Annotated in this window: 14 protein-coding genes; 9 read left to right on the forward strand and 5 right to left on the reverse strand. The window is 55.3% G+C overall.

Annotated elements, in window-relative coordinates:
* Positions 1–87 precede the first annotated feature (87 nt).
* From ACO6TI_RS21405 to ACO6TI_RS21440, 8 genes are all read left to right on the forward strand, one after another.
* Positions 88–378: a GIY-YIG nuclease family protein gene (locus ACO6TI_RS21405; RefSeq protein ID WP_104701743.1), complete on the forward strand. Its 291-nt coding sequence runs from the start codon at positions 88–90 to the stop codon at positions 376–378.
* Positions 379–484: 106 nt separating this feature from the next.
* Complete coding sequence (gene hydA, locus ACO6TI_RS21410; protein WP_104701901.1) at positions 485–1,942, forward strand: dihydropyrimidinase; 1,458 nt, start codon at positions 485–487, stop codon at positions 1,940–1,942.
* A gap of 112 nt (positions 1,943–2,054) precedes the next feature.
* Complete coding sequence (locus tag ACO6TI_RS21415; RefSeq protein ID WP_051645299.1) at positions 2,055–2,861, forward strand: ABC transporter ATP-binding protein; 807 nt, start codon at positions 2,055–2,057, stop codon at positions 2,859–2,861.
* Positions 2,851–3,330: a GNAT family N-acetyltransferase gene (locus ACO6TI_RS21420; protein WP_422383338.1), complete on the forward strand. Its 480-nt coding sequence runs from the start codon at positions 2,851–2,853 to the stop codon at positions 3,328–3,330. Before ACO6TI_RS21415 ends, ACO6TI_RS21420 begins: the two co-directional genes overlap by 11 nt.
* On the forward strand, positions 3,327–4,253 hold the full coding sequence (locus ACO6TI_RS21425) for an ABC transporter permease (protein WP_196917378.1): 927 nt from the start codon (positions 3,327–3,329) through the stop codon (positions 4,251–4,253). Before ACO6TI_RS21420 ends, ACO6TI_RS21425 begins: the two co-directional genes overlap by 4 nt.
* Positions 4,250–5,395: an ABC transporter permease gene (locus ACO6TI_RS21430; protein ID WP_196917379.1), complete on the forward strand. Its 1,146-nt coding sequence runs from the start codon at positions 4,250–4,252 to the stop codon at positions 5,393–5,395. Before ACO6TI_RS21425 ends, ACO6TI_RS21430 begins: the two co-directional genes overlap by 4 nt.
* A 150-nt stretch (positions 5,396–5,545) precedes the next feature.
* Positions 5,546–6,364, forward strand: coding sequence for a nucleoside triphosphate pyrophosphohydrolase (gene mazG / locus ACO6TI_RS21435; RefSeq protein WP_422383339.1), 819 nt, complete (start codon positions 5,546–5,548; stop codon positions 6,362–6,364).
* Between the two features lie 616 nt (positions 6,365–6,980).
* Positions 6,981–7,535 (forward strand): hypothetical protein, encoded by a 555-nt coding sequence (locus tag ACO6TI_RS21440; RefSeq protein WP_422383340.1) that lies wholly within the window; start codon positions 6,981–6,983, stop codon positions 7,533–7,535.
* 271 nt (positions 7,536–7,806) lie between these two features.
* On the opposite strand, the gene ACO6TI_RS21445 is transcribed toward ACO6TI_RS21440, so the two are convergent.
* A complete protein-coding gene (locus ACO6TI_RS21445) occupies positions 7,807–7,935 on the reverse strand; it encodes a hypothetical protein (protein WP_422383341.1) in 129 nt (42 codons plus the stop codon).
* A gap of 60 nt (positions 7,936–7,995) precedes the next feature.
* Between ACO6TI_RS21445 and ACO6TI_RS21450 the strand changes: the two genes are divergently transcribed.
* The gene (locus ACO6TI_RS21450; protein ID WP_422385324.1) at positions 7,996–9,024 is read left to right on the forward strand and encodes an MFS transporter; all 1,029 of its coding nucleotides are present in this window, start codon (positions 7,996–7,998) and stop codon (positions 9,022–9,024) included.
* A gap of 50 nt (positions 9,025–9,074) precedes the next feature.
* On the opposite strand, the gene hflX is transcribed toward ACO6TI_RS21450, so the two are convergent.
* From hflX to trkA, 4 genes are all read right to left on the reverse strand, one after another.
* Positions 9,075–10,433: a GTPase HflX gene (gene hflX, locus ACO6TI_RS21455; RefSeq protein ID WP_422383342.1), complete on the reverse strand. Its 1,359-nt coding sequence runs from the start codon at positions 10,431–10,433 to the stop codon at positions 9,075–9,077.
* A 75-nt stretch (positions 10,434–10,508) separates the two neighbouring features.
* Positions 10,509–10,766: an RNA chaperone Hfq gene (hfq, locus tag ACO6TI_RS21460; protein WP_172670818.1), complete on the reverse strand. Its 258-nt coding sequence runs from the start codon at positions 10,764–10,766 to the stop codon at positions 10,509–10,511.
* Positions 10,767–10,954: 188 nt separating this feature from the next.
* A complete protein-coding gene (locus ACO6TI_RS21465) occupies positions 10,955–11,818 on the reverse strand; it encodes a D-amino-acid transaminase (RefSeq protein WP_104701750.1) in 864 nt (287 codons plus the stop codon).
* Positions 11,819–11,919: 101 nt separating this feature from the next.
* On the reverse strand, positions 11,920–13,296 hold the full coding sequence (trkA, locus tag ACO6TI_RS21470) for a Trk system potassium transporter TrkA (RefSeq protein WP_029065408.1): 1,377 nt from the start codon (positions 13,294–13,296) through the stop codon (positions 11,920–11,922).
* Between the last annotated feature and the right edge of the window lie 43 nt (positions 13,297–13,339).

Genomic DNA, 13,339 nt, shown 5'->3' on the forward strand with positions numbered 1-13,339 from the left:
AGAAGAAACCATCGCCGTCTCGGCGCGGAGCCAAGACCCGGTTTTGACCTTTTGCACCGGATCAGAAGCGAATATCAGAAAGGAACCATGGCCTATTTCGTCTACATTCTCGCGGACACGCCAAACGGAAACGTCCATGTCGGATCGGCGAGCGATTTGCGCGAGGGGATCGCACGGGACAGTGCCGCGGCAGTGTCCAACGGCAGTGCGGATGGAGCTCGCTTTGAAACACTTGTCTATTTTGAGGTCCTCTCGGACGAAAATGAAGCCATTCAACAGGAACAACAGCTCAAGAGCGCGCCCAAACAAACGATCAATGACATGATCGCCAGGTTCAATCCGCAATGGAAAGATCTCAGCGGTCAGATTCCTTTTTGATCGGTGCGCTCCAAAATCTCTTCGCCGTCCCGGCCCTGCGCCGAGACCTGAACGCGCAGGAGTTAGACATTCGTCAGATAGAGGCAACACAAAAAGGGGAACGATGATGGCAAGCAAAGTGATCAAGGGCGGCACGGTTGTGACCGCTGACCTGTCCTATGAAGCCGATGTGAAGATCGAGGGCGGCAGGATCGTGGAGATCGGTCCCAACCTCTCCGGCGATGAAACACTGGATGCAACGGGCTGCTACGTCATGCCCGGCGGCATCGACCCGCATACCCATCTGGAAATGCCCTTCATGGGAACGTTCTCCTCCGACAATTTCGACAGTGGCACCCGCGCCGCTCTCGCCGGCGGGACCACCATGGTTGTCGACTTTGCCCTGCCCTCGCCTGGCCAGTCTCTGCTCGAAGCGCTGCAGATGTGGGACAACAAGTCGACAATGGCCCATTGCGACTATTCCTTCCACATGGCGATCACTTGGTGGGGTGAACAGGTCTTCAACGACATGCAGGAAGTCGTTCAGAAGAAGGGCATCAACACCTTCAAGCACTTCATGGCCTACAAGGGCGCCCTGATGGTGAACGACGACGAGATGTTCGCCTCCTTCCAGCGCTGCGCCGAACTCGGTGCCCTGCCCCTCGTCCATGCTGAAAACGGTGATGTCGTTGCAACCCTGCAGCAGAAACTGCTCGCGGAAGGTCACAACGGTCCGGAAGGTCATGCTCATTCCCGCCCGCCTGAAGTCGAGGGTGAAGCCACCAACCGCGCCATCATGATTGCCGACATGGCAGGCGTGCCGGTCTATATCGTGCACACGTCGTCCGAACAGGCGCACGAGGCGATCCGCAGGGCGCGTCAGAACGGTATCCGCGCCTACGGCGAACCGCTGATCCAGCACCTCACCCTGGACGACAGCGAGTATTATCATCACGACTGGGACCACTCCGCGCGCCGTGTGATGTCACCTCCCTTCCGGGACAAGAAACATCAGGATTCGCTCTGGGCTGGTCTTGCCGCAGGATCGCTTCAGGTGGTTGCCACCGACCACTGCGCGTTTACAACTGACCAGAAGCGCACAGGCGTCGGCGATTTCACCAAGATCCCCAACGGCACCGGTGGCCTTGAGGACCGCATGCCGATGCTGTGGACCTATGGCGTCAACACGGGTCGCCTGACACCGAATGAATTTGTTGCTGTGACTTCAACCAATATTGCAAAAATCCTCAATATCTATCCGAAAAAAGGTGCAATTTTGGTCGGCGCGGACGCGGACCTTGTGGTCTGGGATCCGGCAAAGGAGAAGACGATCTCCGCAAACAGCCAGCAGTCGGCGATCGACTACAACGTCTTCGAGGGCAAGCATGTCAAGGGACTGCCGCGCTACACCCTCACGCGCGGTCGTGTCGCCGTGGAAGACGGCACGGTCAACCACCAGCAGGGCCATGGCGAATTCGTGGCACGAGAACCGTTCCAGGCCGTCAACACGGCCCTCAGCACCTGGAAGGAGGTCACCGCGCCACGGAAGGTGGAACGCACCGGCATTCCGGCAAGCGGTGTTTGACATGGATCGCGTCTTCTCATTGAGGGAAGACGCGATCCTTTCCCGTGGAACGGCCCCGACTCGTGTAGCGAGGTAACAAATGACTGCTCTTGCCAGCGCAAAGGACACCGGAATGGTGGAAACAACAATAAGCGCAAGCCCGAACAGGGTGATCGACATAGACAACCTGTCGCTGACCTTCCAGACCAATGACGGTCCGGTTCACGCGCTGTCCGACATCGATCTAAAGATCGATGAAGGCGATTTCGTTTCCTTCATCGGCCCGTCAGGCTGCGGAAAAACAACGCTGCTGCGCGTTATTGCCGACCTTGAACAGCCGACCGCCGGTTCGATCACCGTCAACGGGGTATCTCCGCAAGAAGCTCGGCTCAATCGGGCTTATGGATACGTCTTTCAGGCAGCGGCACTGTATCCCTGGCGGACCATTGCCAAGAATGTTGCTTTGCCTCTGGAGATCATGGGGCTTTCCAGGGCGGAGCAAAAAGAGCGCATCGCGAGGAACATGGAACTCGTGAACCTTGCCGGGTTTGAGAAAAAGTACCCCTGGCAACTGTCCGGTGGCATGCAGCAACGTGCCTCGATCGCCCGCGCTCTTGCCGTCGAACCGGATCTCCTGCTCATGGACGAGCCTTTCGGAGCGCTTGACGAGATTGTACGCGATCACCTGAACGAACAGCTTCTTCAACTCTGGGCCAAGACCAACAAGACTGTGGTCTTCGTCACCCACTCCATACCCGAAGCCGTATTCCTGTCCTCAAAGATCGTCGTCCTCTGCCCCCGTCCCGGGCGCATTTACGATGTCATCGAAAGCAACCTGCCGCGCGAGCGAAATCTGGATATTCGCGAGTCCCCGGAATTCCTGAAGATCGCGCACCGGGTAAGGGATGGTCTCAGGGCAGGACATTCCTATGAGGATTGAGCCAGAGGAAACATACGAGATCCGCAACGCAAACCGCATTGACATGGCGCGGTGCGGAGAGATCCTGAATGACTGGATCGATGAAACCCCCTGGATGCCGCGCGTCCATTCGCATGAAGACGTTGTCCGATACCACCGCGAGTTCGTTTATGAAAACAGCGACGTTCTGGTAGCGGAAACGGATGACAACGAGATCCACGGCTTCGCCGCAACAAGCACCGATGCCTTTGTGACCGGGTTTTATCTGGCCACAAATGCGCGGAACAAGGGCTTGGGTCAGTTGATGCTCGAACGCATCAAGGAAGAAAATCCCGCAGGATTGAGCCTTTGGACCTTCGTCGCCAACTCCGGCGCGCAAAATTTCTACAAGCGGGATGGTTTCAAAGAGGTCAGGCGCACTGACGGTGACAACGAAGAAAACCTGCCTGACATCCTGTTTGTCTGGAAGCCGGACGGAGCAACCGCATGACCGACACCACCCTCCCGTCGCCTCGCAACAACCTCAACCCGTTCGCCGGGCTCATGTCCGGGACCGTCGGGCCTGTAACGGTTGTCGTTCTGTCGATCCTGGCAATCTGGTACATCTCAGCAGCGATCCTCAACACGCCGTTCCAGCAGGAGATGTACGAGCGCGCAGGTCAGGAACATGTCCAGTTCACCCGGTTCATCGCCGATACCTGGGCTCAGGAAAGACCCGTTCTGCCCGCCCCGCATCAAGTCATCGTCGAAATCTGGAACACGACGGTTGAAAAGAAAATCACGTCGAAACGATCACTGATCTACCACAGCAGCATCACGCTTTCTTCCACGTTGCTCGGTTTCCTGATAGGCACTTCGCTGGGAATACTGCTCGCAGTCGGCATCGTGCATTCCAGAGTGCTCGACAAATCCCTGATGCCATGGATCATCTCTTCACAGACGATTCCGATCCTCGCAATCGCCCCCATGATCATCGTGGTACTGAACGCGGTTGGAATTTCCGGACTGCTGCCCAAGGCAATGATCTCCACGTATCTCTCGTTTTTTCCGGTCGCTGTCGGCATGGTGAAGGGTCTTAGATCGCCGGAAGTCATCCACATGGACCTGATGCACACTTATTCCGCAAGCCGTTTCCAGGCCTTCTGGAAGCTGCGTCTGCCCTATGCCGTGCCGTTTCTCTTTACCTCCATGAAGATCGGCATGGCAGCATCGCTTGTCGGTGCCATTGTCGGTGAACTGCCAACTGGCGCCGTAGCCGGTCTGGGCGCACGGTTGCTCGCTGGTTCCTACTACGGTCAGACGATCCAGATATGGTCAGCGTTGATCGTTGCGGCCTTCCTGGCTGGTTCACTCGTCGCACTGATCGGGATTCTTGAAAAGATCGCGCTGAAACGCATGGGGATGGCACGATGACAACGACTGCAGTTTCCAAACGGCGCATTGATATGCCAGCCGTGCTCGCCTGGTTCGTCGTCGCCATGGTGGTCGTCGGCCTTTTCAGCCGAATTTTTCAACCTGACCTTGGTGTCATGGATATACCACGCCTGGCCATATGCCTTGCGATTCTGGCAATTGCCGGTGTCCGCTACGAGCTTGGGTTCATGCGCAACTGGGTCGGTGATCTGATACTCGGCTTGGTGACGGCAATCTCCGCCTGGCTCCTGGTGACAACCGTCTCAAACCATCAAGGCGACGCGGCCCTTGGCTTCTGGGCACTGACAGCCGCGACCTGGGCAGCCTCCTGGCTGTTCGTCGAACGCCTTGCGATCTGGAAAACCACGTCACCCCTCGCCACTCGGATCATCAATCTTGCGATACCGGCATTGTTCGGCATTTCCATTCTTGTGCTCTGGGAAATCATTGTCACCGGTGCAGGTGTCCCCAAGGTGTTGCTCCCTGCCCCGTCCGAAATCGGTGTCCGCCTCGCGACATCGGTTCCGATTCTTTGGGCGGACTTTCAACAGACATTCATGAAGGCCGTTCTGGCAGGCTATGCCATCGGATGCGGATCGGCATTCGTGGCAGCCATTCTCGTGGACCGGGTCCCGTTCCTGAGGCGCGGCCTGTTGCCGGTTGGCAACCTTGTGTCGGCTCTGCCGATCATTGGCGTTGCTCCCATCATGGTGATGTGGTTTGGCTTCGACTGGCCATCCAAGGCAGCCGTCGTTGTCATCATGACATTCTTCCCGATGCTGGTGAACACGGTCGCCGGACTTGCGGCATCTGATGCTATGCAACGCGATCTGATGCGGACCTATGCCTCGAATTATTGGCAGACACTGTTCAAACTGCGCCTGCCGATGGCAATGCCTTTCATCTTCAACGCCTTGAAGATCAATTCCACTCTCGCGTTGATCGGGGCCATCGTCGCCGAGTTCTTCGGAACTCCGATCGTAGGTATGGGTTTTCGAATATCCACGGAAGTCGGCCGCATGAATGTGGACATGGTCTGGGCCGAGATCGCGATCGCCGCGCTGGCTGGCTCGCTTTTCTACGGCATAATCGCCCTCATTGAACGGGCGGTCACTTTCTGGCATCCGTCCGTCCGCGGATAAATTGCCGCTCCACTTGTCTTCCCGGATATGTCAAAAGGCATAATCCGGGATCCGGTGCTCGCCACGTCAACGCAAGTCGACTAGCCGGCGCCACGGCTCAAGCGGTCCCGCCACCGCTGCAATGACAAGCAATCTGAAACAGGTTCTCTCATGACACCAAGCCGTGACATCGCCCGTCTTATCGAAATCATGGCCGCCTTGCGGACACCCGTTACCGGATGCCCCTGGGATCTGGAACAGTCTTTCGAAACGATCTCGCCCTACACCCTGGAAGAAGCCTACGAAGTTGCCGATGCGATCGCCAAGAACGACATGCCGGACCTTCGCGAGGAACTGGGAGACCTGCTCCTACAGGTGGTTTACCACGCCCGCATGGCGGAAGAAGGCAGGCATTTCGACTTCGGTGACGTGGTTGAAGGCATCACCAAAAAGATGATCCGTCGTCATCCGCACGTTTTCGGTGATGAAAACGGTGACAAACCCGAACTGGTCAAGGGGATCTGGGAACGGATCAAGACCGAGGAGAAGTCCGAAAAACGGGCAGAAAGACAGGCGCTGGGACTGGAAGACGCGGACAAGGGGTTCCTGGACGACGTCCCAACCGCATTCCCCGCGCTGCAGGAAGCCGACAAACTGCAACGTCGCGCCTCCAAGGTCGGCTTTGACTGGAATGACGCCCGGCTTGTGCTCGACAAGATCCGCGAAGAAACCCACGAACTTGGCGAAGAACTTTCCAGAGGCGAGCCCGACAAGGATCGCATTACCGACGAACTCGGCGACACATTGTTTGCACTTGCCAATCTTGCCCGGCATCTCGACATCGACCCTGAAGAAGCCCTGAGGCGAACAAACCGAAAATTCCGGCACCGTTTCGCAGCGATCGAGACCCACGCCCGAAAGGCCGACGTGAGTTTGGAAACCATGTCACTGGAGGAAATGGAAAGTGCCTGGCAAGCCGCGAAACGGTAACGACGAAATCAATGCACTGGGAAACAAACGATGGCCTAGGACCTCAGCATCATCGACAGGGTGTTCTTGCTCAGATCTCACATATTGGAAACAAGACAACTGGCCAAAAACTGCTAGGTTTTCATCGGTACAAATCGCGCGGAAGAACGGCACGTAATACTCAAGTTCAGATATGCGGGCAACACTCAGTACCACAAGGTACACGAAATCGATTTCGAGAAATCTGCAGCACTTTTTTCTGAGCTGAGCCCATAAGAATTGAGAATTCAGCCGCCTCGAATTCACGCAATAACAACTTGTAATTGACGTTGAGTTATAATATTAAAATATTGAATTAATATAGATTTTTAAGCGAAAGAGCACGATTACGGGTGTTTATTCAAACAGGCAGTTGTAGTTCAAACTTCGGTCAAGTTACATGACTTGGCTGAGGATATGCCTTGTCTTGATATTTCAGTCTGGTTTCAGCGCGAAAATGGCTCACGCGGAAACCTGGAAAATAGCTTCGCTCGAGTGGCCACCTTATTCGAGCTCATCACTAAGTAGCCAGGGAACGGCGATCTCCCGGCTTCGCAGTCTCCTCGCCCGGGCTGGAATATCACTTGAGGTGGAATTCGTGCCTTGGACCAGGGCACGAACAATCTCCGCATCTGAAGACTTTGTCGGGTACTTTCCAGCCTGGCCTTCGGAGGTTGGTGAGGGTTTTGTTTCCACAAAAACCGTTGCATTTTCAAGGGTTGGTATCGTCAAAAGAGTTGAATCAACACTTTCCTGGACAACCGTTGAAGACCTTTTTGCGAAATACAGGATCGGGTTTGTCCGCAACCATGTTTATCCGGCGGATTTGCAGAGGCTGATCTATCAGCACTATCAGCCTGAAGACGGTACTGAAAACGAGGAAGACCTAGCCCGTATCCTGGCAGCAGGCCGTATCGATGCCGCCCTGACCGACCCGGAAGTCATCCTGCATCTGGCCGACAAGTTGTCGCTGAACGGAATAGATAAAAGTACCGGAATACTGCAAATACAACCTTTGTCGCTCGCGATCCACCGGTCCTCGGGCTACGAGGAACGTCTTGACCTGCTGAATGAGTTAATTGAAAAAGACACCGGGCCAAAGGTCGTTTGCTGTTTGTCGGACACTCCCCCTTCCGACGCTGAAGCCAGGTAACTTCATTTCCGTGTCCTGACTTTGACGGCCTCGAATCCAGCCGCGTGTCTCTGCATATTTGCTCCAACGCGGCAGATCCCATTTGCAGCCCCTTCGGCAATTTCAAGTTCATTTCCAGCAGTTGACGCCGCAGATGGCCTGAACACTTTCGTCTAGAGCCAGAAATTGGTACTCAGGTTTTCCAGCATTGAACAGGCTAGACAATGAACAAGAAAACGGCCTCCAAGGAACGAAGAAACCTTCCACTGCTGACCGGTCAGAGCACTCTGGCTCAGGCTGCATGGATGATGGCCAGCCCTTCAATCGTCCTGACATTTCTCGCCGTGTCCTTGGACATGCCCATCTTTCTCGTGGGCGCCCTGGTTTCCATTCGCCAGGCGGCAAGCTCGCTGACAGACATTTTTTCTTTGACGCAATCGCCAGGATCAGAAATCGGAAACGCGCCCTGTCATTGTCCGACATGACGCTGGCTGTGTGTTTCGGTGCGACGATTGTCGCCGTCCTGTTCGGTGACAAATTGCAGACAATGCTTGTCTTCATTGCCTGTGTATTCGTGATGGGGATGGTCGATGAATTTCAGCAACTGCTGCAGACGGATTTCATCAACGACAACCTGAATTCACGCTCAAGGATCACGCTGAAATATTCACAAATGGCGCTGGGCGGCGGCATCGCGGTCACGCTCACCTGGCTTGCGCATGAATTGACACTCGACTTGCCGCCACTTCACCGGCACTCGATCGTTGTCGCAATTGGGGTCACATGTTTCACACTCTCGGCATGCGCTGTGCTAGCTGTCAGGGATTTTTCTGCCAGTGTTTCAATGAGAAAACCAGCTACCCGGTCCCCGATTGAGGCGCTTTCAAACTACATTTCCAACACAGTCACAATGATGCGGCACGGCTGGTTCAGAAAATTCATTGCCTTGAGACTGATCTTTGCCATCGTCGTTCTCTCTGTACCCTTCTTCTCGCTCATCTCCGCGGAATCGCATCACGCATCGAACAAGGGACTGACGGCTTTGATAATTTCCTATGCGATGGGTTACATAGTTGCAGGACCGCTGTGGGGTGCACTCAACAATGTCTCGCACCGGCTTGTCATGGTCGCAAGCGCCCTGTTGGTGGCCGTTGCAGGGGCGACGCTCGCGATCCTGCATATCTATGACATCGACCATGATGTCAGGATCCACGCTGCGGCACTCTTCACGGTGACAGTTGCCGTCAGGGGAATAATCACTGTGCTAAACCTCTACTACATGGATATCGCACCCAAGGATCAGCGCGTGAACGGCATTGCGGTGGCAAGATCGTTTGTCCGGATCATGATGATTTGCCTTTCGGCAACTCTGGCTGCCGTGGCACATCTTCAGGAAACTGTCTGGGCAATCATTTTTATCACACTCGCCAGTCTCGTTGCCGCAGTCGTGAGTCTTGTCGTGACACGTAACCGGCAAGACGAACTCTCAACGATTTCCGGAAAGATCTAGGTCTATGCTGTTGCCGTAGCATTGGCGAACTCAACCGAAACCCGACTTTGTCATGAATTCGGTTGACCGTCGCCGTCATCAGAAAAAACATAGTCGGAAAACAATTCCCGAAACGGTCCGCGCTGCTTGTCTGAAACACGAACCTCGGCGGTCACGAAGTCTTCCCCGTCAACACGCTCCATCACGTCGGCCATCTGATAGAGTTTGGCGAGCAATGCGCCTTCCACGACCGGCAGTTTGACACTCAGGATATCGTCATGCCTGGCGATAAAGGCATCTATCCTCCCTGCGAGTTGCTCGATACCGGCGCCGGTAAGGGCCGACAAGGCCACCGGCCCTTCCTGCCCTGCTTCCGACAACAGTTTTTCCCGATAAGCTTCGTCAAGACAATCGATCTTGTTCCAGACCTCGACAACGGGAGCGCCTGTCAGGGCATCAACACTCAGGTCACTGAGCGTCTTCTTTACATCTTCGGCCTGCGCTTCGGTGTCGGAGTGGGAAATATCCCGCACATGCAGGATGAGATCCGCTTCGAGAACTTCTTCGAGCGTTGCCCGGAACGCAGCCACAAGATGCGTCGGAAGATCGGAGATGAAGCCGACGGTATCGGAAAGGATAACCTCTTTGCCATGCGGCAGGGTGATCTTGCGCAAGGTAGGATCGAGCGTTGCGAACAGAAGATCCTTTGCAAACACATCCGATTCCGTCAGTCGGTTGAACAGCGTCGACTTGCCGGCATTCGTATATCCCACAAGCGCGACGACAGGCTGGGGAATTTTCTTGCGTTTTCTCCTGTGAAGGTTCCGCGTGCGACGAACGCCATCAAGCTGCTTTTGAAGCGCAATGATCCTGTCCTGGATCTGACGACGGTCGGCCTCGATCTGGGTCTCCCCCGGTCCACCCATGAAACCGGCGCCGCCCCGCTGACGTTCCAGGTGTGTCCACGAGCGGACCAGCCGGCTTTTTTGCCAGGTCAGGTGCGCAAGATCCACCTGAAGGCGGCCTTCCTTGGTCCGAGCCCTGTCTCCAAAGATTTCCAGGATGAGCCCTGTCCGGTCAATGACCTTTGTCTTCAACCGACGCTCCAGGTTCCGTTGCTGAACAGGAGAAAGCGGATGATCGATCACGACCAGATCCAGGTCTTCGCTGGCAACGATACCCGCAAGTTCCGAGACTTTCCCGTCGCCGAAAAGAGTTCCCGGTTTGGGATTGTTTATCTTGACAACACCTGCGTGAAATATCTGGAGGTTGATCGCTGCGCTCAGGCCGATTGCCTCATCCAGGCGCGCTTCCGGGCTTCTGTTGCCGCGCAGGTCCTGCTGACCGGCATCACCACGCAGCTGCAGAACCGGCTCGATGATCATCGCACGGAAGGGTTGGGGCAGACGGTCCACCCCTGTATCTTTCATTCCAAGCGATTTTTGCCCCGGCTCTTCAGCACCGTTTGATTTAGAAAAATCGTCTGCGCGAGACTTCGGTTTCAATCAGCCAGCCTTTTCAGCGTTTTCCTCAGCCTGATCGAACAGTTGAACAGGACCATTTGGCATAATTGTGGAAATTGCGTGCTTATAGACAAGTTGAGAATGTCCGTCACGCCGAAGAAGGACGCAAAAATTATCGAACCAGGTCACGACTCCCTGCAATTTCACACCATTGATCAGGAAAATCGTGAGGGGAGTTTTTTGTTTACGAACGTGATTAAGAAAAGTGTCTTGGAGGTTTTGTGCGCGCTCAGCCATCAGTCTTTTTATCCTGTTTTACCCCCGGATGCGGCCGAGCATCCGGCGTATCGGCAGCTTACCTTCAAAAGCTATTCAATTTCAAACGCTAAGGTTTGACGAACTGCCCGCTTTTAGTTTGCCCACCAGAAAGAGCCGTCTGCCCCAACTCTTTCGTGTCTCATTTATACAGCCAGACAAGGCTAATCGAATCATGCCGTCTGCAAATCAGTAGCAGTATGGAACAATTCACGCAATCGGGTTGCAACCGAACCCGGATGCCCATTTCCGATTATTTTGCCATCGATACGTGTCACAGGCATCACAAGCGTGGATGCTGCGGTCACGAACGCTTCCTTGGCCTCAAAGGCCTCGGCCAGACTAAACGGCCTTTCGTCAAACGTCAGCCCCTCTTTTTGGACAAGATCAAGAACGACTGCACGGGTGATCCCGCGCAGGATTCCATTTTCGGCCGGACGTGTAACCAGTGCACCTTCTTTCGTGACGATCCAGGCATTTGTCGAACCGCCTTCCGTCACATTTCCATCGGCATCTATGTACCAGGCTTCCTTGCCGCCGTTTTCTTTGGCGTGCTGCTTCGCCAGAACATTCGGCAGGAGCGCGATAGTCTTGATATCGACCCGCGGCCAGCGATTTTCCGGATAGCTGACGACAGCGATCCCCTTGTCGGCTTGCACCTGTGATGCCGCAGGACTGGTCGGCTTTGCTGTTACCACGATTGATGGTGCAACGTCTTCGGCAGGGAAAAAATGATCTCTTTTCGCAACGCCTCGCGTCACCTGTATGTAGACCAGCCCGTTGACAACCCGATTGCGACGAATGACCTGCCTAATAACAAACTCGACGGCACTTCTGGCCATCGGCCAGTCGATCCGGAGCTCGTTCAGGGACCTGTGCAGGCGGTCCAGATGCCTGGGCATATCGACGATCTTGCCCTGCCAGACTTCACACACCTCATAAACGCCATCGGCAAACTGATAACCGCGATCCTCTACGTGCACCGCAGCATCGGCATGCCGAACATACTGGCCATTTACATAGGCGATCCGGCTCATGGCCCCTCCAAGCGAAACAAAACAACACGGCCTTTAGGCTCCGATCGCAGTTTTGACTGTTCGGTCGGGTAATTGCAAGAACAGAAAACGGGCAATTCGGCCTAAAAGAAATCGAGACTGACGCGGAACATTTGTTCTACCTGCCGGACCCGGTTCGCCACCGCAAAGATAACGATGCGGTCCTGCGCCTGAATTTGCAGGTCTCCATTGGGCGTAAGCACTTCTCCACCCCGGAAAACGGCACCAACCCTGATTCCAGAAGGCAGGTCGATGACGCGCAACGGTTTTCCGACCAGAGGAGAAGTATCGAGCGCTTCTGCCTCTACAATCTCGGCTGCACCATTTTGCAGAGAATGAACCCCTCTGATCCGCCCCCTGCGGACGTGCTGCAGGATCCTGGAAATCGTCACGGCGCGCGGATTGATGAAGGCATCGATGCCGAGCGCATTGGCAAATGCCGGATAGCTGGGACTGTTGAGCAGCGACAGCGACCGGCGGCAACCAAGTTTCTTGGCCATGACAGACGAAAGAATATTGACCTCGTCCTCGTTTGTGAGCGCGACCATCGTATCGGCGTCGCCGGCATCGGCTTCGTTCAGGATGATCTGATCCAAGGCGCTGCCGTGGAGAATGACGGATCGCTTCAATTCATCGGCAACGGACATTGCCCGTTCTCGTGACGACTCGATCAGCTTGATTTTTGTTCCACTCTGGCGCTGTTCGAGAGCCTTGGCCACGTAAAGGCCGATATTGCCTCCGCCCGCGATTACAACCTTTGCGGCTTCTGGCTCCTCGTGACCGAAAATGCTCAGCGTTCTGCGCACCTGATCACGCCGGGCGACAACATAGGCAAGATCACCGGTCAGAATGGAATCGCTGCTTTTTGGTACAAAAAGACGATGGTTGCGGTAAAGCCCGACGACGACTGCACCAAGGTCCGGAAACAGTTCGGTCAGCTGGCGCAGCGGGGTATCAACAACCGGACAATCCTCTTCACACATGATCCCGACCACAACGACCTGATCGTCCGCAAATCGCACGGTTTCGACAGCGCCCGGCAATGCCAGGCGCCTCAAGACCATTTCCCCAACCTCGATTTCTGGCGAAATGATCACGTCGATCGGCATGTGATCGCGCGAAAAGAGATTGCGCCAGCGCCCCTGAAGATAGGACTGCGCGCGAATGCGCGCGACCTTTGTCGGCACATTGAACAGGGAGTGGGCCACTTGACAGGCCACCATGTTCACTTCGTCATAGAGCGTGACCGCCACGATCATGTCCGCTTCTTCCGCACCAGCTTGCGCCAGAATATCGGGATGAGCGCCGTGCCCGACAAAGCCGCGCACATCGAGTTGATCACCTATGGCATTGATCAGCTGCGGCGAGGAATCGATCACGGAGACATCGTTCTGCTCCGCAGCGAGACGTTCTGCGATGCCGTAACCGACCTGACCGGCGCCGCAAATGACGATTTTCATGGGGAGACCCCTTTTCCGCTATGGACTTCCACGACCAGGCTTC

Origin of the sequence: Roseibium album, assembly GCF_965233825.1 — a bacterium.
Lineage (GTDB): Bacteria > Pseudomonadota > Alphaproteobacteria > Rhizobiales > Stappiaceae > Roseibium > Roseibium album.